General features: G+C 52.1%; 17 protein-coding genes and 1 other annotated feature. Of the genes, 12 read left to right on the plus strand and 5 right to left on the minus strand.

All coding sequences use genetic code 11. The features are described 5' to 3' along the window. Positions 1 to 7 precede the first annotated feature (7 nt). Entirely contained in the window at positions 8 to 712 is a 705-nt protein-coding gene (locus ACTL32_RS06545) for an ABC transporter ATP-binding protein (RefSeq protein WP_441340715.1), read from the minus strand. Positions 713 to 915: 203 nt separating this feature from the next. On the opposite strand from ACTL32_RS06545, the gene ACTL32_RS06550 reads away from it, so the two are divergent. Then, positions 916 to 3,054 (plus strand): copper-translocating P-type ATPase, encoded by a 2,139-nt coding sequence (locus ACTL32_RS06550; protein WP_441340716.1) that lies wholly within the window; start codon positions 916 to 918, stop codon positions 3,052 to 3,054. 58 nt (positions 3,055 to 3,112) lie between these two features. Here ACTL32_RS06550 and ACTL32_RS06555 read toward each other — a convergent pair whose 3' ends face one another. Next, positions 3,113 to 3,700 carry a class I SAM-dependent methyltransferase gene (locus ACTL32_RS06555; protein ID WP_441340717.1) on the minus strand — a complete coding sequence of 196 codons (588 nt, stop codon included), beginning with the start codon at positions 3,698 to 3,700 and terminating at the stop codon, positions 3,113 to 3,115. Beyond that, on the minus strand, positions 3,697 to 4,650 hold the full coding sequence (locus tag ACTL32_RS06560) for a TIGR01212 family radical SAM protein (RefSeq protein WP_441340718.1): 954 nt from the start codon (positions 4,648 to 4,650) through the stop codon (positions 3,697 to 3,699). Before ACTL32_RS06560 ends, ACTL32_RS06555 begins: the two co-directional genes overlap by 4 nt. 155 nt (positions 4,651 to 4,805) lie before the next feature. On the opposite strand from ACTL32_RS06560, the gene ACTL32_RS06565 reads away from it, so the two are divergent. The 4 genes from ACTL32_RS06565 (at position 4,806) to leuS (ending at position 10,296) form a co-directional block, all read left to right on the plus strand. Beyond that, a complete protein-coding gene (locus ACTL32_RS06565) occupies positions 4,806 to 6,002 on the plus strand; it encodes an MDR family MFS transporter (RefSeq protein WP_441340719.1) in 1,197 nt (398 codons plus the stop codon). A gap of 168 nt (positions 6,003 to 6,170) precedes the next feature. Beyond that, positions 6,171 to 6,863 carry a CoA transferase subunit A gene (locus tag ACTL32_RS06570; RefSeq protein ID WP_204890188.1) on the plus strand — a complete coding sequence of 231 codons (693 nt, stop codon included), beginning with the start codon at positions 6,171 to 6,173 and terminating at the stop codon, positions 6,861 to 6,863. Between the two features lie 18 nt (positions 6,864 to 6,881). Continuing rightward, positions 6,882 to 7,535 carry a 3-oxoacid CoA-transferase subunit B gene (locus ACTL32_RS06575; protein ID WP_441340720.1) on the plus strand — a complete coding sequence of 218 codons (654 nt, stop codon included), beginning with the start codon at positions 6,882 to 6,884 and terminating at the stop codon, positions 7,533 to 7,535. A gap of 45 nt (positions 7,536 to 7,580) precedes the next feature. After that, positions 7,581 to 7,787 (plus strand) — a binding site (T-box leader). A 97-nt stretch (positions 7,788 to 7,884) separates the two neighbouring features. Beyond that, entirely contained in the window at positions 7,885 to 10,296 is a 2,412-nt protein-coding gene (leuS, locus tag ACTL32_RS06580) for a leucine--tRNA ligase (protein ID WP_441340721.1), read from the plus strand. A 381-nt stretch (positions 10,297 to 10,677) separates the two neighbouring features. On the opposite strand, the gene ACTL32_RS06585 is transcribed toward leuS, so the two are convergent. Beyond that, a complete protein-coding gene (locus ACTL32_RS06585) occupies positions 10,678 to 11,949 on the minus strand; it encodes an NAD(P)/FAD-dependent oxidoreductase (RefSeq protein ID WP_441340722.1) in 1,272 nt (423 codons plus the stop codon). Between the two features lie 130 nt (positions 11,950 to 12,079). Between ACTL32_RS06585 and ACTL32_RS06590 the strand changes: the two genes are divergently transcribed. Beyond that, positions 12,080 to 13,687 (plus strand): putative polysaccharide biosynthesis protein, encoded by a 1,608-nt coding sequence (locus tag ACTL32_RS06590; RefSeq protein ID WP_441340723.1) that lies wholly within the window; start codon positions 12,080 to 12,082, stop codon positions 13,685 to 13,687. 9 nt (positions 13,688 to 13,696) lie between these two features. Then, on the plus strand, positions 13,697 to 14,410 hold the full coding sequence (locus tag ACTL32_RS06595) for a pseudouridine synthase (protein ID WP_441340724.1): 714 nt from the start codon (positions 13,697 to 13,699) through the stop codon (positions 14,408 to 14,410). A gap of 42 nt (positions 14,411 to 14,452) precedes the next feature. On the opposite strand, the gene ACTL32_RS06600 is transcribed toward ACTL32_RS06595, so the two are convergent. After that, positions 14,453 to 14,674 (minus strand): DeoR family transcriptional regulator, encoded by a 222-nt coding sequence (locus ACTL32_RS06600; RefSeq protein WP_204890194.1) that lies wholly within the window; start codon positions 14,672 to 14,674, stop codon positions 14,453 to 14,455. Positions 14,675 to 14,973: 299 nt separating this feature from the next. On the opposite strand from ACTL32_RS06600, the gene pepV reads away from it, so the two are divergent. The 5 genes from pepV to trmB all read left to right on the plus strand — a co-directional run bounded on the left by pepV (position 14,974) and on the right by trmB (position 19,521). Continuing rightward, positions 14,974 to 16,347 carry a dipeptidase PepV gene (gene pepV, locus ACTL32_RS06605; RefSeq protein WP_441340725.1) on the plus strand — a complete coding sequence of 458 codons (1,374 nt, stop codon included), beginning with the start codon at positions 14,974 to 14,976 and terminating at the stop codon, positions 16,345 to 16,347. 17 nt (positions 16,348 to 16,364) lie between these two features. Then, on the plus strand, positions 16,365 to 17,213 hold the full coding sequence (gene dat / locus ACTL32_RS06610; RefSeq protein WP_441340726.1) for a D-amino-acid transaminase: 849 nt from the start codon (positions 16,365 to 16,367) through the stop codon (positions 17,211 to 17,213). A 180-nt stretch (positions 17,214 to 17,393) separates the two neighbouring features. Beyond that, positions 17,394 to 17,930, plus strand: a complete 537-nt coding sequence (thpR, locus tag ACTL32_RS06615; RefSeq protein WP_441340727.1) for an RNA 2',3'-cyclic phosphodiesterase — start codon at positions 17,394 to 17,396, stop codon at positions 17,928 to 17,930. 11 nt (positions 17,931 to 17,941) lie between these two features. Further along, positions 17,942 to 18,874, plus strand: coding sequence for a diacylglycerol/lipid kinase family protein (locus ACTL32_RS06620; protein ID WP_441340728.1), 933 nt, complete (start codon positions 17,942 to 17,944; stop codon positions 18,872 to 18,874). Beyond that, positions 18,871 to 19,521: a tRNA (guanosine(46)-N7)-methyltransferase TrmB gene (trmB, locus tag ACTL32_RS06625; protein ID WP_441340729.1), complete on the plus strand. Its 651-nt coding sequence runs from the start codon at positions 18,871 to 18,873 to the stop codon at positions 19,519 to 19,521. The genes ACTL32_RS06620 and trmB overlap by 4 nt, the downstream gene beginning before the upstream one ends. The last annotated feature ends 2 nt before the right edge of the window (positions 19,522 to 19,523 follow it).

Raw genomic sequence — 19,523 nt, forward strand, 5'->3', positions numbered from 1 at the left:
TTCCTCCTTATCCCCAGTGAATATCGTTGGCATCTTTTTTGGTTGGATTTATGGTAATGTCTACAATCTTTCCGGAATTCATCTTGATCACTTTGTCGGACATTTCGGAAATGCCTGTATTGTGGGTAATGGTGACGATCGTTTTCTTATACTCCTGATTGAGGTCCTGCAGCAGCTTCAGCACATTCTTGGAGTTTGCCTCGTCGAGCGAACCGGTCGGCTCATCGCAGAAGATGACTGCAGGGTTCTTAGCCAGGCTTCGGGCGACGGACACCCGCTGCTGTTCACCGCCGGAAAGCTGGCTCGGGTATTTATTGCGGGTTTTTTCCAAGCCGATTTTCAATAGCAGTTCGTCGATGTCGAGCGGATCGGTCCCGATATCCGAGCCGATCTGGATATTTTCATAGACCGTCAGATTTTGCAGCAGGTTGTACTGTTGGAAGATGAAGCCGAGGTATTGCCGCCGGAAACGCGTCATGCCGCTTTCGGACAGGCGGGTCAATTCCTTGCCGCGAAAACTGATTTTCCCTGATGTCACCGTATCGAGCCCGCTGATGACATTAAGGAGCGTGCTTTTTCCGCTGCCGCTCGGCCCGAGAATCACGGCGAATTCGCCTCCCGCGATTTCCAGATCGATGCTTTTCAACGCAGCCGTTTCGATGTCGCCGCTCCGGTAAGTCTTGGTGACGCCTGTCAACGTTATCACGTTCATCACTCCTTGCTTATGGATGGAGAAATAGCCTGATGGAATAAAACCAGCAGTATTAATGAAGAGTTTGATGTATGATTTGATTATAATCGAATTATTCAGAAAAATGTCGGAAGGAAATCCGAAAACAGCAATAGCCGCTCGGAAACGTGTTTATTGCATCAAAAAATCCATTTGTCAAAAAATCTCTCAAGAGGTGGGTAATCATGGCAAACAAAGAAGGAGACCAGCATACCCAGCATGAACACCACAACATGAATCACGAAGAGCAAGGACACCACGGCATGAATCATGATGAGCATGAACACCACAGCATGGATCATGAGACACACGAGTACCGTCCGGATTCGACGATGCAGCAAGAGCCCATGGAGCACGGACATGGAGAGCACGGGGGCAACGGACACCACGGCCATATGGTGGAAGATTTCAAGAAGCGCTTTTATATTTCTTTGGTGATTACCATCCCGATTCTGGCCCTGTCGCCGATGATCCAGCATTTTCTTGGCGTCGATTGGCGCTTCGCCAACGATCTTTATATCTTGTTCGCCTTGTCCTCCATCGTCTTTTTCTATGGCGGCTGGCCATTCCTGACGGGCGGCATTGCCGAACTCAAAGACCGGAACCCGGGCATGATGACGCTGATTGCACTGGCAATCACGATTGCTTACAGCTACAGCACGCTAGTGGTATTCGGCTGGGACGGCAACCAGCTTTACTGGGAGCTCGCGACGCTGGTCGTCATCATGCTGCTTGGCCATTGGATTGAGATGCGGTCAATCATGGGAGCTTCCAACGCACTGGAGCAACTGGTGAAACTCATGCCGAGCGAAGCCCATAAAATGGATGCGCAAGGGGAAGTCCACGACGTTCCACTTTCAACTATCCGGAATGGGGACCGGGTCCTTGTGAAGCCAGGTGAAAAGATTCCGGTCGACGGCGTGATCATCGAGGGGAAATCGGCGATTGATGAATCGATGCTGACAGGCGAATCGATCCCTATCGAAAAAGAGAAAGACAGCAAAGTCATCGGCGGGTCAGTGAACAAAGAAGGATCGCTGGTCGTCATGGTGGAAAAGACCGGGGAAGAATCCTATTTGTCGCAAGTCATCACGATGGTCAAGGAAGCGCAGGAATCCAAATCGAAAACGCAGGATCTGACGAACCGGGCTGCAAAATGGCTGTTCTATCTGGCATTAGGGGCGGGATTTGCCACGTTGGGCGCATGGCTCGCACTCGGTTATGCCTTCGATATTGCCATTGAACGGATGGTTACGGTCATGGTCATCGCTTGCCCGCATGCACTGGGGCTGGCCGCGCCATTGGTGGTGGCCGTCTCGACGTCCATCTCCGCGAAACAAGGGCTTCTGATCCGCAACCGCGCGGACTTCGAAGGTGCGCGCAATCTGGATGCGGTGGTGTTCGACAAGACCGGCACGCTGACAAAAGGGGAATTCGGTGTGACGGATATCGTGCCCGAAAGCGGTTATACCAAGGATCGCGTGCTGGAGCTCGCTGCGGCGATTGAACAGAATTCGGAGCATCCGATTGCAGCGGGCATCGTTTCGTCGGCTAAAGAAAAAGGCCTGCCGATTGGCCGGGTGGGCGATTTCGGTTCGATTGCTGGCAAAGGCATCCAGGGATGGGTGGACGGGCAGAAAGTGAATGTTGTAAGTCCGGGATATGTCAACAGCCAGCAGCTAAACTTCAATCAGGACGTGTTCAATCAATTATCAGAACAAGGAAAAACGGTCGTCTTTGTTCTCGTTGAAGACGAACTTGCAGGCATGATTGCCCTGGCCGATCTGGTGCGGGATACGGCCAAAGAAGCTGTGGCCGCATTGAAAGCCAAAGGCATCCATTCCATCATGCTGACAGGCGACAACAAGAAAGTGGCGAACTGGGTTGCGGCACAGTTAGGGATAGAGGAAGTGTATGCTGAAGTCTTGCCGGACGACAAAGCCAATCAGATTTCAAAAATCAAAGCGAAAGGCTGGAAGGTGGCGATGACCGGCGACGGTGTCAATGACGCTCCGGCACTTGCTACAGCCGACCTCGGCATCGCCATCGGTGCAGGCACGGACGTCGCGATGGAAACAGCCGATGTCGTCCTCGTGAAGAGCAACCCGAATGACGTGGTGGCCTTGATCGACCTTTCGAAAAAGACGTACCGGAAATTGGTCCAGAATTTATGGTGGGCTACCGGCTACAATATCTTCGCGATTCCACTTGCCGCCGGTGTCCTTGCGCCGTGGGGCATCGTCATCAGCCCGGCGGTCGGCGCAGTCTTCATGAGCTTGAGCACAATCATTGTGGCCATCAATGCGAAATTATTGAAGGCATGAACTTGGAGCGGAGCCAGGGGCTGGAGCTGGTACGGAAAAACAGAAGAGGACAGAAGGCTTATGATCTGCCTTCTGTCCTCTGTTTATTTTTCTTCGGCTTTTTCTCAATTGCCACAAGGAACGGCGGCGAGTGGCGCTGGTTGATGAACTCGTATTTCATGACATCGAAGAACGCCTGCGGCAATTCGCGGACATATTCCATGACGGCATCCCGCTCTTCGCCGCCGCCTTCATGTCCCGAGTAGATGACAATCAGCACCAGGCCGTTTTCTTTCAGCAGCCCGATGCTTTGTTCGATGGCAGCGAGCGTGCTGTCGCTTTTGGTGATGATGGTGTGGTCGCCTTTCGGCAAATAGCCGAGGTTGAAGACCACTGCGGAAACGGGAGCATCCACATGCTGGTCCATTTCCGCGTGGCTGCCGTGGACCAGTTGGACTTGCGGATGGCCTTGGACGCGAAGGCGCGTCGCTTCGATCGCCTCTTCCTGGATGTCGAATGCAACCACCTTGCCGTCCGGCCCGGTAAGCCCGGCGAGAAAGAGGGTATCATGGCCGTTGCCTGCCGTGGCATCAACGACCGTATCGCCTTCTGAAACTGCTTCTTCCAATAAACTCTTGGTAAATGGCAGAACCCGTTGCAACGTCATATTTTCACGCTCTTTCCGTAAAATTTCCCTTGCCAGCTTTCACGACTTGCAAGTTCGGAGTCGATGCCGTTCAGGACGTCCCATTTATTGGCGCTCCACATCGGACCGATCATCAGGTCGATGGGTCCGTCGCCGGTGATGCGCTGGATCACCATTTCCGGCGGCAGCACTTCCAATTGATCCGCGACGAGACCGATGTATTCGTTTTTTTCGAGAAATTCCACCATGCCTTTTTCGTATTGCTTGACCATCGGAGTTCCTTTCAGCAAATGCAGCAGGTGGATCTTGATGCCTTGCACGTCCAGCTTCGCCACTTCGCGTGCCGTCTCCATCATCATCTCCCGGTCTTCCAGCGGCAGGCCGTTGATGATGTGCGTACAGACGCGGATGCCGCGGCTGCGGAGTTTATTGACGCCTTCGACGTACGATGGGAAGTCATGTGCCCGGTTGATGAGGCGTGCGGTCTTTTCGTGCACGGTCTGCAGGCCAAGTTCGACCCACAGATACGTCCGCTCGTTCAATTCTGCCAAATAATCGACGACGTCGTCCGGCAGGCAGTCGGACCGCGTCGCGATGCTGAGGCCGATGACATTTTCCTGTGCCAGTGCCGCTTCGAACTTCTCCTTGAGAACAGGGAGCGGTGCGTGGGTATTCGTATAGGCCTGGAAATAGGCCATGTATTTGCCGTCTTTCCACTTGCGGTGCATTTTCGTCTTGATCTCTTCGAATTGGACGTCGATCGGTTCGGCGCGGTCTCCGGCAAAGTCGCCGGAACCGGCTGCGCTGCAGAACGTACAGCCGCCAAAAGCGACCGTGCCGTCGCGGTTCGGGCAGTCAAAACCGGCATCGAGCGCAATCTTCATCACCTTGAAGCCGAAATGGTCGCGCAAGTGGCGGTTCCATGTATAATAGCGCTTGCCATCCGAAGAAAAAGGCAAATTCATATCCATTCAAAACAACTCCTCAACCCGTATTGTAGCATGGGGCCAAAAGGCGCTACAACGGCGGGAATGCCGATTTCTAGCAAGGCGGAAAATTTAGCTTGTCGCCATGCTGGAAAAGGAATACAATTGCTTTTGGAATTGAGATAAGAGGAGAGAACACCATGCCGAAAAGCGTCTGGCTTTTGATCATTGGAATGCTCGTCAACGTGACGGGAAATTCCTTTTTATGGCCATTGACTACTATATATATGCACGACCACCTCGGGAAATCGCTGTCGCTCGCCGGACTGGTCCTGATGGCGAACGCCGGAGCGGCGGTCATCGGCAACTTGCTGGGCGGAGCGCTGTTCGATAAATTCGGCGGCTACCGCTCGATCATGGCTGGAATCGTTTTTACGCTATTCGCGCTAACTGGGCTGACAATCTGGCATAGCTTTTTGCCATTTGTCGTCTTCTACACCATCATCGGGTTCAGCGGAGGCATCGTCTTCCCGAGCATGTATGCCATGGTCGGAACGGTCTGGCCGGAAGGCGGGCGCAAAGCGTTCAATGCGATCTACCTTGCCCAAAATGTCGGTGTCGCCCTTGGGCCTGCCATGGCCGGGGTGCTTGCCGCCTATAGTTTCGATTATATTTTTACCGCCAATCTGGCGATGTATATTCTGTTCTTCTTCATTGCGCTGTTCGGGTTCAAGTCGATGAGCATCTCGCCGACGGCGCACACATCCGTCTTCAATGAAAAGAAAAAGATCCGCAAGCGCGCGCCGCTTTACGCTTTGCTGATCGTTTCAGCCGGCTATTTCCTGTGCTGGGTCGGCTACGTGCAGTGGCAATCGACCATTTCCGCCTATACGCAGGAAATCGGCATCACCTTGCCGCAATACAGTTTCCTGTGGACGCTGAACGGCATTCTGATTGTCGCCGGGCAGCCATTCATCCGACCGATCATGAAAAAGATTGAAGACAACATCAAGCAGCAGCTGATCATCGGCATCCTGATTATGATCGTGTCGTATATTGTCGTGGCATTTGCACAGGATTTCAGCATGTTCATCGCCGCGATGGCCATCTTGACGATCGGTGAAATGTTCGTATGGCCGGCAGTTCCGGCGCTTGCCAACCAATTGGCGCCAAAAGGGCGGGAGGGCTTCTACCAGGGCATCGTCAACAGCGTCGCAACAGGCGGGCGCATGGTCGGCCCGCTGCTCGGCGGCGTCATGGTCGATCTGTACGGCATGCCGGCTTTGTTCGCGTTGATCACCGGTTTGGTGTCAATTGCTATAATCACGTCGCTCCTGTATGACCGCCCGTTGAAGAGGGAACAGGCGCAGGCGATGCAGGAAACTCCGATTCTCTAACTCGGAGCCGGAAGACGGAAAACCCGTCTTCCGGCTTTTCTTTTTGAAGAACCGGTAGGCCTGCCTTTTTTCTTAATATTGCGTTTTAGGGAGGAGTTTGTTTAAATTAAAAAGGAAGCGCTTTATTTTCAACAATTCTGTACATAGATGAAATGGAGGCCATTAGAAATGAAACCGATTTATGGATCTGCAAAAGAAGCAGTCGCCCAGATTGAAGACGGGTCAACTATCATGGTCGGCGGATTCGGTTTGGTAGGAATCCCTGAGCAATTGATTTTGGCATTGGTGGACAAAGGGGTCAAAGACCTTACCGTGATTTCCAACAACTGCGGCGTCGATGAATGGGGCCTCGGGCTCCTATTGAAAAACAAACAAATCAAGAAAATGATTGGATCATATGTCGGCGAGAACAAAGAATTCGAACGCCAAGTGCTGTCCGGCGAAATCGAAGTGGAATTGACGCCGCAAGGCACGCTTGCTGAAAAAATGCGTGCAGGCGGCGCTGGAATTCCGGCATTCTTCACACCGGCCGGCGTCGGTACGACGGTTGCCGAAGGCAAGGAAATCCGTGAATTCGACGGCAAGGAATATGTGCTGGAGCATGCCTTGAAAGCCGATTTCGCATTGGTGCGTGCGCATAAAGCCGACAAGATGGGGAACCTGGTCTACAACAAGACGGCCCAGAACTTCAATCCGCTAGCAGCGGCAGCAGGCAAAGTGACGATCGCGGAAGTCGAGGAAATCGTCGAAACAGGCGATATCGACCCGAACCATGTACAGACGCCGAGCATTTACGTGCAAGGGCTGCTGCAAGCGAAACAGGAAAAACGCATCGAACGATTGACCACTCGATCTGTATAAGGAAGGACGGGGAATAGAATGGATAAGAACCAAGTGAGAGAACGGATTGCCCGCCGTGCGGAGCAAGAAATCAAAGACGGCGACTACGTCAACCTGGGCATCGGCATGCCGACTTTGGTGGCGAACTTCATTTCTGACAATAAAAGCGTTGTGCTGCAATCTGAAAACGGACTGCTCGGCATTGGGCCGTACCCGACGGAAGACCAGGTCGATCCGGACCTGATCAATGCCGGAAAAGAGACAGTTACGACCATTCCCGGAGCGGCATTCTTCACGAGTGCAGAATCGTTCGCGATGATCCGCGGCGGGCACATCGATGTGGCTATCCTCGGCGGCATGGAAGTGGCTGAGAACGGCGATTTGGCGAACTGGATGATTCCAGGGAAAATGATCAAAGGCATGGGCGGCGCGATGGACCTGGTCCACGGCGCGAAGAAAGTCATCGTCATCATGGACCATGTGGCAAAAGACGGCTCTGCGAAAATTAAGAAGCAATGCGACTTGCCGTTGACTGGCAAAGGCGTCGTCAACAAGATCATCACGGAGCGCGCCGTCATCGAAGTGACGGAGAACGGCCTCGTGCTGTCGGAAGTGTTCGACGGCTACTCGGTGCAGGACATCATCGATTCGACGGATGCGCCGCTGAACACCGACAATGTGAAAGTCTCGTAATCTATTGCCAAAAAACGGCGGGTCCGTTAAAATAAAGGACAATAGCTAATGACAGTGAAGAGGATCAGTAGATTGCGTTTATTCCCAAGAGAGCCGGCGGCAGGTGCAAGCCGGTGTGTAAACCAGTCGAACTCGCCTCGGAGTCTGTGCATCCGAACCCAAGTAAGGTGCACCGTTTTCCGCGTTAAGGAATCAAGTTGAGCGGGCGACCGCTAATTTGGGTGGTACCGCGGGAAAACTCCCGTCCCTTATTTTTATGAGGGACGGGAGTTTTTATTTTTCCCCAGTACTGAAGTTGTTATTGGATGGGCTCCGGCCGCATCCGTTTTAAACCAAGGAGGAACAGGACATGACATTCAAGCACAAGGAAATCGAGAAAAAATGGCAGAAGCATTGGGATAACAATAAAACATTCAAATTGGAGACGGATTTTTCAAAGCCGAAATTCTATGCGCTGGATATGTTCCCATATCCATCAGGCGCCGGGCTTCATGTCGGGCATCCTGAAGGCTATACGGCGACGGACATCTTGAGCCGCGTCAAGCGCATGCAGGGCTTCAACGTGCTTCACCCGATGGGCTGGGACGCATTCGGCCTTCCTGCTGAACAGTACGCATTGGATACGGGCAACGACCCGGCCGAATTCACCGAGAAGAATATCGCGACATTCAAGCGCCAAATCCAGGAACTTGGCTTCTCGTACGATTGGGACCGTGAAGTGAACACGACGGATCCGAAATACTATAAATGGACGCAATGGATCTTCATCCAGCTTTACAATAAAGGCTTGGCATATGTCGACGAAGTGGCAGTCAACTGGTGCCCGGCGCTTGGAACGGTCCTTGCGAACGAAGAAGTGGTCGATGGCGTTTCTGAACGCGGAGGCCATCCGGTGGAGCGCCGCCCGATGCGCCAATGGGTGCTTCGCATCACGGAATACGCAGACCGTTTGCTGGAAGACCTGAACGACTTGGATTGGCCGGAAAGCTTGAAAGACATGCAGCGCAACTGGATCGGCAAATCCGAAGGGGCGGAGCTGGAGTTCAAAGTCGACGGCACGGAGCATTCCTTCCGCGCATTCACGACGCGCCCGGATACGATTTTCGGGGCGACTTACGCGGTCTTGGCGCCTGAACATAAACTGGTGGCGTCGATCACGACTACCGAACAGAAAGAAGCCGTCGAGAAATACATCGACGACGTGAAAACGAAGAGCGACTTGGAGCGTACGGATTTGGCGAAATCGAAGACGGGCGTATTCACGGGCGCTTATGCCGTGAATCCGGTCAGCGGCGAGAAAATGCCGATCTGGATTGCGGATTACGTGTTGGCGACATACGGAACGGGCGCCATCATGGCGGTTCCGGCGCATGACGAACGCGACTACGAATTCGCGAAGCAATTTGATCTGCCAATCGTCGAAGTGGTTTCAGGAGGCGACATTTCAACGGAAGCTTATGCAGGCGACGGCGAGTTGATCAACTCTGACTTCTTGAACGGCTTAAACAAAAAAGAAGCGATCGCACGCGCGATTTCGTGGCTTGAAGAGCACGGTGTGGGCGAGAAGAAAATCACGTACCGGTTGCGCGATTGGCTGTTCAGCCGCCAGCGCTATTGGGGTGAGCCGATTCCGATCATCCACTGGGAAGACGGTACGATGACGCCGGTCGACGAAAAAGACTTGCCGTTGATGCTGCCGGTGACGACCGACATCAAGCCGAGCGGCACGGGCGAATCGCCGCTTGCTAATATTACGGAATGGGTCAACGTGGTCCATCCGGAAACCGGCATGAAAGGGCGCCGCGAAACCAACACGATGCCGCAATGGGCAGGCAGCTGCTGGTATTACCTTCGCTATATCGATCCGAACAACGAAGAAGCGTTGGCGGATCCGGAATTGTTGAAGCACTGGCTTCCGGTTGATGTCTATATCGGCGGAGCAGAGCATGCGGTACTTCATTTATTGTATGCGCGCTTCTGGCACAAAGTGCTTTACGACATCGGCGTGGTCTCCACAAAAGAGCCGTTCCAGAAATTGTTCAACCAAGGGATGATCCTGGGTGAAGGCAACGAGAAAATGTCGAAGTCCAAAGGCAACGTCGTCAACCCGGACCAGATCATCGAAAGCCACGGCGCGGATACATTGCGCTTGTATGAAATGTTCATGGGGCCGCTTGAAGCATCGATCGCCTGGTCGACAAACGGCCTTGACGGCGCACGCCGCTTCCTTGACCGCGTATGGCGCCTGTTCATCGAAGACGGCAGCTTGAGCGCGAAAATCACCGAAGCGAATGACGGCAAAATGGAGAAAGTCTTCCACCAGACCGTCAAAAAAGTGACCGAGGATTACGAAGGCCTCCGTTTCAACACAGCGATTTCGCAAATGATGGTCTTCATCAATGAAGGCTATAAAGCGGATGCTATTCCGAAAGAATATGCGGAAGGTTTCGTCAAACTCTTGTCGCCGGTTGCACCGCATTTGGCAGAAGAGCTATGGGAAAAACTCGGGCATACGGAAACAATCACGTACGAAGCATGGCCGGAATTCGATGAGTCGAAAATGGTCGAAGACGAAGTCGAAGTGGTCGTCCAAGTGAACGGAAAAGTCCGCACGAAAATCGTTGTGGCAAAAGATTCTACAAAAGAGCAATTGGAAGCGGCAGCGCTTGCTGACGAAGCAATCGTGAAAGCGGCAGAAGGCAAACAAGTCCGCAAAGTGATCGCGATTCCAGGGAAATTGGTCAATGTGGTAATTGGGTAAAAGATGAAAGCCTGTCCGGCGACGGACAGGCTTTTTTTGTTTGCTGCAAGTAAAAATGGATTTGCTGCAAGTAAAGGCGCATTTGCTGCAAGTAAATTAACTATTTGAAGGGGAACACCAGATGAAAGGTGCGGAACGGAGATATATTCCGAGAATCGCAGATATATCGGCAGAATCGTAGATAAAACTCCAGAATCGTAGATAAAACTCTAAAATCGCAGATAAACCGCCAGAATCGCAGATATATTTCCAAAATCGCAAATAAAATAAAAAAAATCACAGATAAACGAAAAAAACCGACGAAATATCCGCAACCGTGCATCCTCTTCCAAAAATTTCCGTCCTAATAAAAAACGCCCGCTAAAAAGCGGACGCTGGAACTCATACTAATATTTCCCGTGCAAAGGCGGCGGCGCTTTGGCCGGCGACATTGCCGGTAACCAGAGCGGAAGTGATGTTGTAACCGCCGGTATAGCCGTGGATATCGAGGATTTCACCGCAGAAATAAAGGCCGGGCATTTTCCGCGATGCCATCGTTTTCGGTTCGATTTCCTTGATGGAAACGCCGCCGCCCGTGACAAACGCTTTCTCGATCGGCTGCGTGCCATTGACGAACATCGAGAACGCCGTGAGTTGCTGGGCCAGCACACGCACCCGTTCGCTCGCCAGTTCTGCGCCGACCGCCTGCGGATCGATGCCGGAGCGCTCCAGCAAGAACAGCAGCCAACGTTCCTGGGTGATGCTTTTCCACACATTCTTGACGGCTTTTTTCGGTTCGTCCTTCATCATCTTAAGGAGCATTTGGAACGCTGATTCGGCATTTTCGCCGGGCAGCGTGTTGATGCGCATTTCGACCGGCACGCCGCCATTTTTCTTCATTTCCTTGACGACGTACTGGCTGCAGCGCAGCACAGCCGGACCGCTCAGCCCGAAATGGGTGAACAGCATGTCCATCTGGTGGGTGACGAGCAGTTTCCCTTTTTTATTCAGTACGGAGACCGCTGCGTCGCGCAATGCGAGCCCCTGCAATTCGCGGCTGGTGATGAAAGCCTCTTTCGACAACAGCGGAACTTCCGTCGGATAAAGGTCGGTGACGGTGTGGCCTGCACGTTCTGCCCATGGATAGCCGTCGCCCGTCGAACCGGTTTGCGGCACCGCTTTTCCGCCGACCGCGACAACGACTGCTTTCGCCGTGTATTCGTCTCCTGAGTGGAGGCGCACGCCGGTCACTTTCTCGTCAGTCATCAATAATTTCTTGACCGGGGAATCAAGCAGCACTTTGACGCCCAGCCGGTCCATTTCGCGGAACATGGCATCGGCCACGTCCTGCGCCCGGTTCGAAACCGGGAACATGCGCCCGTGGTCTTCTTCTTTCAGCGCCACGCCAAGCCCTTCGAAAAAGGCGATGATGTCTTCGTTATTGAATACGGAAAACGGGCTGTAAAGGAAGCGCCCGTTGCCCGGAATGTGTTTCACGATTTCCTCAAGCGGCAGCCGGTTGGTTACGTTGCAGCGCCCGCCTCCGGAGATGATCAGTTTTTTTCCAAGTTTCTTGCCTTTTTCGATCAATAAAACCTTTTCGCCTTGTGAAGCCGCAGCGATGGAAGCCATCAAGCCTGAGGGGCCGCCGCCGATAATGATTACGTCATACATAATAATAAGAACTCGCTTTCGTTTTTCTTTCAGTATACACGATGCGGCAAAACTCGTTGAGTAATTCGGTTTATAGGTGTAAACTATCGTGTAGATTGTTTTTTTATCATTTCATGTCAGGAAGTGCAAAATGTCAACACTCATCAAAGGAACCGCCATTTTAACGCTTGGTTTATTCTTATCGAAAGTCCTTGGGATCATCTATGTCATCCCGTTTTACGATATGGTGGGGGAAGAGAATATCGGCCTTTACCAATACGCGTACATACCCTATAACTTGATGCTGTCGCTCGCCATTTCCGGCGCGCCGATCGCTTTCTCCAAATTTGTAGCGAAGTATAATTCGCTAGGCGATTATGAGACCGGCCGCCGTCTCTTGAAGTCCGGTTTGATGACGATGATGGTCACCGGCTTCGTCTCATTCCTCTTGCTGTATTTCTTCGCTGGGCCGCTTGCGGAACTGACGATTGATGAAAATGAAAAAATCCACTCCGTGCAGGACGTCAAAGAAGTGATCCAATGGGTTTCATTCGCCTTGATCGTCGTGCCGTTCATGAGCTTGTTCCGCGGATTCTTCCAGGGCTATAACTTCATGATGCCGACTGCGGTATCACAGCTGATCGAACAGATCGTCCGCATCGTCTTCCTGCTGGCCGGAGCGTATGCCGTCCTCAATATATTTGGCGGCTCCGAGAAGACCGCAGTCGAAGTGGCGGTCCTGTCCGCATTTGTCGGCTCGCTCGGCGGCGTGCTCGTGCTGTTCTATTATTGGAAGAAGAAAAAAGGGGAGTACAACGAGCTTCGTGCAAGTTCCGTCGAATCATACGATGTGAAGCTCAGCGATATGTACAAGGAAATCATCCTCTACGCCATTCCGGTCGTCTTCCTCGGCATCGCGAATCCGCTCTTCCAGTTTGTCGACATGCTGACATTCAACCGGGCGATGGGCGATTCGGAAAATGCAGCAGCATCTGGAATCTACTTGAGCGTCCTGAACTTCACTGCCCATAAACTGGTGATGATTCCAGTCATGCTTGCGACTGGTTTCTCGATGGCGCTGATTCCGCTGATCACACGGTACTATACGAAAAATGAATTCCAGCAAGTCAACCGGACGCTGGACCAGACGTTCCAGATCCTGTTGTTCCTGACGCTCCCGGCGGTTGTCGGCATGACGATGCTGTCTGATGAGCTTTACCACATCTTCTATGAGATCAGCGACATCGGCTCCGAGATCCTGGCGCATTACCTGCCAGTGGCCATCTTGTTCGCAATGTTCCCGGTAACGGCTTCGATTCTCCAGGGCATCAACAAACAGAAATGGATCATCCTGAATCTGTTGGTGGGCTTGCTGCTGAAACTGGCGCTGAACATTCCGCTGATCCGCCTGTTCGAAACGGACGGAGCGATTGCGGCGACGGTCATCGGCTATGTAGCGGCCATCGGCATGAACTTGGCCGTCATCAAAGTGACGATGAATTACCAGTCCAACATGGTGCTGCGCCGCCTGTTCCTGATTGTGCTGATGAGTGCCGTGATGGCAGCGGCTGTCTGGCTGACGGCATCAGGCTTGGATCTGTTCCTCGGCATGGATTCGAAATTCCATTCGATCGCGCGAATCCTGATCATCGGCGCTGTCGGCGGAGCGGTGTACGGCTATCTGGGACTCAGAACCGGCATTGCACAAAAACTGCTCGGCGAACGGTTGACCAAATACACGAAAAAATTCGGGTTCTAGGAGGCCAACATGCGCATTGACAAGTTTTTATCGAATATGGGCTATGGCTCACGCAAAGAAGTGAAGATTTTATTGAAGTCTAAAGCAGTGGAAGTGAACGGGGAGACGGTGCGCGATCCGAAAGTGCATGTCAACGAATTGGCCGATGAAGTGACGGTTGCCGGTGAACGCGTCGAATATGCCGAATTCATCTACTTGTTGATGAACAAGCCCCCGGGCGTCATATCTGCGACGGAGGACAAATACGATCCGACTGTCGTCGAGCTCTTGGCAGAAGAAGAGCGGCATTTCGAACCGTTTCCGGTCGGCCGGCTTGATAAGGATACCGAAGGGTTCCTGCTGCTGACGAATGACGGGGTGCTGGCGCATGAATTGCTGTCACCGAAGAAACATGTCGATAAACGCTATTTTGCGAAAATCGAAGGTTTGGTGACGGAGGAGGACGGAGAAGCATTTGAGCGAGGGGTGATGCTCGACGATGGCTATGTCACAAAGCCTGCAAAGCTCCAAATCCTCAAAAGCGGACCGGAGTCCGAAATCGAATTGACCATCACAGAAGGAAAATTTCATCAGGTCAAGCGCATGTTCCAGAGCGTCGGCAAAGAAGTTGTCTACCTGAAGCGCTTGTCGATGGGGCCGCTCGAGCTTGACCCGGAACTGGGCCTCGGCGAATACCGCCATCTGACAGAGGAAGAAATCGAGCTTTTGAAAACAAGAAAATGACCGCATAAGCTGCGGTCATTTTCTTTGTTTTTTAAGAGGTTTCTAGGATGTCAGTTTCACCTTTTTTTGCGTCGTAGTCCATTTGCCGCGAGTTGGGCTTTCTACCAAGTCGTTAAAGGCTAACACATTCAAATCTCTTTGAATGGTGCGAGGAGTGATGCCGAATTCATCGACAAGATCTTGCGTAGTTACAGTTCCGTTATCACGGATGTACTTATACATATCTTTAATACGAATTAGCATGCGGTCAGTTGTTGGTTTCAATTAAAGAACCACTCCTTCATCTTTTTTCCAATAGGCAAAGACTAGCGGACGATGCGCTGAGGTTCACTCAGTTTTCTGGTAATAAATGCCAATGACATCCCCTTTTCTTAAAAAATCTGTCAGTTGATTTTTCTGACAACTTGATTATAACGAAAAATGCTGGGGATATCTATCATTTTCCCTTTGTAAATCGAATCTTAACAATCTTTTTAGCTGCCATTTTAATAAAAAAACCGCGAAGTTCTTTAAAAAAGTTTGAAAAGGTGTACAATAGCTTTAACAAAAAAGGGGCGTGAACCATGGATTGGCAATTGGAAGCGGAAAAAAGAAGAGACAGCATCCTCGCCGAGTTGCAGGAATTGATTGCAATTCCCAGTGTGCTGAGCGAAGAACCGGCTCCGGGCGCGCCTTTTGGGAAAGATGTCAAAAGAGCGCTGGATTGGTTTTTGGAAAAAGGGGATGAACGGGGCTACGCCACCAAGAACGTAGCGGATGTAGCAGGCCATATCGAAGTCGGGGCCGGGCAGGAGCTGCTCGGAATCCTGGGCCATGTCGACGTTGTGCCGGCAGGGGCAGGGTGGACGAAAGATCCGTTCGGCGGTGAAATCGAAGCCGGCAAGCTATATGGCCGCGGGGCGATCGATGACAAAGGACCGACCATCGCTGCATGGGCGGCGCTGAATATCGTCAAAGATGCCGGCGTTGAATTTACGAAACGCGTCCGCCTGATTATCGGTACCGATGAGGAAAGCGGCTTCCGCTGTGTGTCGCGCTATTTTGAAACAGAAGAAATGCCGGGCATCGCGTTTGCGCCGGATGCTGATTTTCCAATCATCAATGCTGAAAAAGGCATTGCGGTCATCAAATTTGCGGCTGAAGCGTCAGAAGGCGAAACCGCGCTGCAGACATTCGCGGCGGGCCAGCGGACCAATATGGTTCCCGACCTTGCCGAAGCGATTGTCGATGGCGATGTGACCGGATGGCTGGATGAATTCGAGGCGTTCTGCAGCAAGCACGATGCGAGCGGCATTGTTGAAATCATCGGGAACGGAACGAAGCTGACGTTGAACGGCAAATCGGCACATGCCATGGAACCGGATGAAGGCGTCAATGCCGGGATCCTCTTGGCACTGTTCCTGAAAGACCGCTTAAACGGCAGCGGCAGAACGTTCACCGCTTTTCTGGCAGATCATTTCTTCGGTGATTCCAGAGGCCATAAGCTGGGTCTTGCCTTTTCGGACGATGTATCCGGCGACACGACGTTCAACCCGGGCGTGATCCGTTTTGAGCGCGGAGGGGAAGCGCGGATTGAAGCAAGCATGCGCTATTCGATCAGCTTTCCGTTCGATGAGAAGTTGGCGGGTGCTGAAACGGCCGGTTTCGAACTTTCCGTCCAGTCGAATTCTCCGCCGCACCATGTTGATGCGGAAGATCCGTTCATCAAGGCTCTGCAGTCTGCCTATGAAAAACAGACTGGGGAAAAAGCGGAGCTTTTGGCAATCGGGGGCGGCACCTATGCCCGCGTCCTCGATAAAGGCGTGGCGTTCGGCATGCTGTTCCCAGGAGAGAAAGACGTAGCCCATCAGAAAGATGAATTTGTGGATATCGATAATTTGGTCAAGGCTGTAGCCATTTACGCTGAAGCGATTTATGGACTGGCTTGCAAACAATAAAGGAAGAGGGATGCAGTATGGCTTGGATTTTGCACAATGATACATTGATTCAGGAAGAGGAATTGGCGATTTCGAAAGAAGACCGGGGCTATCAGTTCGGAGACGGCATCTACGAAGTGATCCGGATCTACGAGGGGAACCTTTTTACCGCAAAAGAGCATATCGACCGTTTTTACGCGAGCGCGGAAAAAATCAAGATCGTCATTCCATATACAAAAGACGTCTTGCATAAATTGCTCTACGATCTGGTTGAGCAAAATGAAATCAATAACGGGCAAGTGTATGTCCAGATCACCCGTGGAGATGCGATGCGTCAGCACCATTTCCCGCAGGAGACATCGCCAGTCATGGTGGCCTACACCAAAACGGTGGAACGCCCGAAAGAAATGATGGAAGCAGGTGTGCATGGGACATTCATCGAAGATATGCGCTGGCTGCGCTGCGACATCAAGAGCCTGAATTTGCTCGGGAATGTCATGGCGAAACAGGAAGCGCATGAAGCGGGAAGCTATGAAGCCATCCTGCACCGCGGGGAAGTCGTCACGGAAGGATCTTCATCCAATATGTATGGAATAAAAAATGGCATCCTTTATACCCATCCGGCGACTAATTTGATTTTGAACGGCATCACCCGCAGCGTCATCCTGGACCTGTGCCGCAATCTGGGCATCGAAGTTCAGGAAACTGCCTTTACGAAAGAACAGGCGCTTGAAATGGACGAATTTTTCATGTCGTCCACAACAGCCGAAATCATGCCGATTGTCCGGATCGATGGACAGGAAATAGGAAGCGGTTCACCAGGAGAAGCGACAAGAAAACTTCAGCAGGCGTTTGAAGCGAACTTGAAGCTGACGGTGAAGATGTAAGAACTCCGTTCCAAGCGAAGCACAAAAGCTGTCGAGGAAACTCGGCGGCTTTTTCCATGCCGGAGGAGCTGTTGATTCTTAAGACGGAGAAGCCCTATAAGCAATATGCTGGGATTCAGGCGTTCCGATTCCTGTTTTTTTGTAGCGCGGCAAATGGTAAACTGAAAGAAGGTGATGAAAATGCAGGCTCATTATTTTATCGGCATCGCGATTCCGGAACCGGTTGCCCACAAGTTAGCGGAAGAGCGGAAGCAATGGAAAATGCGCAGCCATAAAAAATACACGAAACCCGAAGACATGCACATCACGCTGCTGTTTATCGGAGATGATCCGCACGGCGAAATCGAGGATGCGGCAAAAGCCTTGGAGGAGATCCTCCATGCCCCGTTCAATCTCACACTGGACGGCGTGGAAACTTTCGGCAACCCTGCCACGCCCCGGATCGTTTATGCGTCAGTCGCCGATAGCCGTGAGTTAGCGGAGCTGCAATCGGACATCCGGGAAAAGATGCTGCAGTTCGACATGAATCCGGACCAGAAACGATTTGTCCCCCATGTGACTCTTGCCGGCAAATGGGCAGGGGGGCCGCCGATTGACGTCCGTATGGAACTTGAGCCCATCTCTTTCCAAGTGACAGAGTTCTCGCTGTTCCGAATCGATCCGATCGGTGAGCGCAAATACATTCCGGTGTCTACATACCAACTGAGAGAAGGCTGAAGAAGGTTCTTATGAAAACGATATTCATCATAAATCCGGCAGCCGGCAACGGAAAATCGCTGGCAAAATGGAACCAATTCAAAAAGGGGCTGGCTTTCCCGTATGAAGCCCTGCTTACAGAATACCCGGGCCATGCAACCGATATGGTCGGGAACCTTCATTCAATAGAGGAACCATGCTTGATCATCGGTGTCGGCGGCGACGGCACGCTGCGGGAAATCATTGCCGGCGCGGCGGGTGCTGCCAATATCGTGGTTGGATCAGTGCCGGCAGGGTCAGGCAATGATTTCGGCCGGGGGTTTTATTCATTCCGCGACGGAAGGGCCATCGAACATTTTATCGAAAACCCGGTTTTTTCGAAAGAAGACCTGGGCGAAATCAAGAGCCCGGTGCCTTTCCGTTTTGTCAGCAGCTCAGGCATCGGTTTCGACGCGGAGATTTCCGTACTCGTAAACCGTTCTGCAGCCAAGAAGATGCTGAACCGGATCGGCGCCGGAAAGCTCGTCTATCTGGTCTATGTCGTCCGGACGCTCGTGGGATTCGGCAAGTTCGGGCTGACGGTCAGGCATGGCGGAACAGAAACGGTTTATCGGGACGTCTGGTTCGCCACAGTCAGCAACCAGCCGTATTTCGGCGGCGGCATGAAAATCTCCCCGAAATCGAGGACCGATGACGGCCTTTTGGAATTGACGGTCGTCCACGGCATATCGCGCTTGAAACTGTTGCTGGTCTTTGGTACGGTTTTTAGCGGAAGCCATACAAAATTCAAAGAAGTCGTACAGATGAGCGGGAAAAGTTTCCTCCTGACGGCGGATAGGGAAGTATACAGGCATGTCGACGGCGACACAGCCGGCAGGACGTCAGCCGGACAGGAAGTCGAATATGCCGTCAGCCAAGATTATTGGAAAGCTGCAAATAAAGGAAAGAAAGAGGATGAACAATGAGATCACGTTATAAACCATGGGCTGCGGATTTGATCGACGCCCATCCGGAAATCGTTATTCCGGATCCGGAAAACCAAAAAGGCAAATGGCACGAAGTTTTCGGCAATGCAAATCCGCTCCATATTGAAGCAGGAACCGGCAAAGGCCGTTTTATCACGGGAATGGCGAAGCAGAACCCGGACATCAACTACATCGGCATCGAACTGTTTGACAGTGTCATCGTCACCGCACTGGAAACAGTGCTGGAAGAAAAGGGCGGCATCCCGAATTTGCGCCTTCTTCGCGTAAATGCGAAAGAACTCGAAAGCTTCTTCGAAAAAGGAGAAGTGGACCGGCTTTATTTGAACTTTTCAGATCCTTGGCCGAAAACGCGCCACGCCAAACGCCGTTTGACCCACGAAACATTTTTGAAGCTTTATGAAGCCGTGCTGCCGGAAGGCGGAGAGATCCATTTCAAGACAGATAACCGCGGCTTGTTCGAATACTCGCTGACGAGTATTTCGGAATACGGCATGCTCTTGAAGGACGTCTCGCTCGATCTGCATGCAAACGAACCGGAATGGAACATCATGACCGAGTACGAAGAGAAGTTTTCAAAGAAAGGGCAGCCGATCTACCGGCTTGAGGCCCAGTACCAAACAAAATAAGC

The sequence above is a fragment of the Planococcus sp. FY231025 genome, assembly GCF_052078085.1.
GTDB lineage: Bacteria > Bacillota > Bacilli > Bacillales_A > Planococcaceae > Planococcus.

Bases quoted from the DNA above. Each gene is read 5' to 3' on its own strand.
- ACTL32_RS06545 (WP_441340715.1), bottom strand. From the start codon at position 712: ATGAACGTGATAACGTTGACAGGCGTCACCAAGACTTACCGGAGCGGC.
- ACTL32_RS06550 (WP_441340716.1), top strand. From the start codon at position 916: ATGGCAAACAAAGAAGGAGACCAGCATACCCAGCATGAACACCACAAC.
- ACTL32_RS06555 (WP_441340717.1), bottom strand. From the start codon at position 3,700: ATGACGTTGCAACGGGTTCTGCCATTTACCAAGAGTTTATTGGAAGAA.
- ACTL32_RS06560 (WP_441340718.1), bottom strand. From the start codon at position 4,650: ATGGATATGAATTTGCCTTTTTCTTCGGATGGCAAGCGCTATTATACA.
- ACTL32_RS06565 (WP_441340719.1), top strand. From the start codon at position 4,806: ATGCCGAAAAGCGTCTGGCTTTTGATCATTGGAATGCTCGTCAACGTG.
- ACTL32_RS06570 (WP_204890188.1), top strand. From the start codon at position 6,171: ATGAAACCGATTTATGGATCTGCAAAAGAAGCAGTCGCCCAGATTGAA.
- ACTL32_RS06575 (WP_441340720.1), top strand. From the start codon at position 6,882: ATGGATAAGAACCAAGTGAGAGAACGGATTGCCCGCCGTGCGGAGCAA.
- leuS (WP_441340721.1), top strand. From the start codon at position 7,885: ATGACATTCAAGCACAAGGAAATCGAGAAAAAATGGCAGAAGCATTGG.
- ACTL32_RS06585 (WP_441340722.1), bottom strand. From the start codon at position 11,949: ATGTATGACGTAATCATTATCGGCGGCGGCCCCTCAGGCTTGATGGCT.
- ACTL32_RS06590 (WP_441340723.1), top strand. From the start codon at position 12,080: ATGTCAACACTCATCAAAGGAACCGCCATTTTAACGCTTGGTTTATTC.
- ACTL32_RS06595 (WP_441340724.1), top strand. From the start codon at position 13,697: ATGCGCATTGACAAGTTTTTATCGAATATGGGCTATGGCTCACGCAAA.
- pepV (WP_441340725.1), top strand. From the start codon at position 14,974: ATGGATTGGCAATTGGAAGCGGAAAAAAGAAGAGACAGCATCCTCGCC.
- dat (WP_441340726.1), top strand. From the start codon at position 16,365: ATGGCTTGGATTTTGCACAATGATACATTGATTCAGGAAGAGGAATTG.
- thpR (WP_441340727.1), top strand. From the start codon at position 17,394: ATGCAGGCTCATTATTTTATCGGCATCGCGATTCCGGAACCGGTTGCC.
- ACTL32_RS06620 (WP_441340728.1), top strand. From the start codon at position 17,942: ATGAAAACGATATTCATCATAAATCCGGCAGCCGGCAACGGAAAATCG.
- trmB (WP_441340729.1), top strand. From the start codon at position 18,871: ATGAGATCACGTTATAAACCATGGGCTGCGGATTTGATCGACGCCCAT.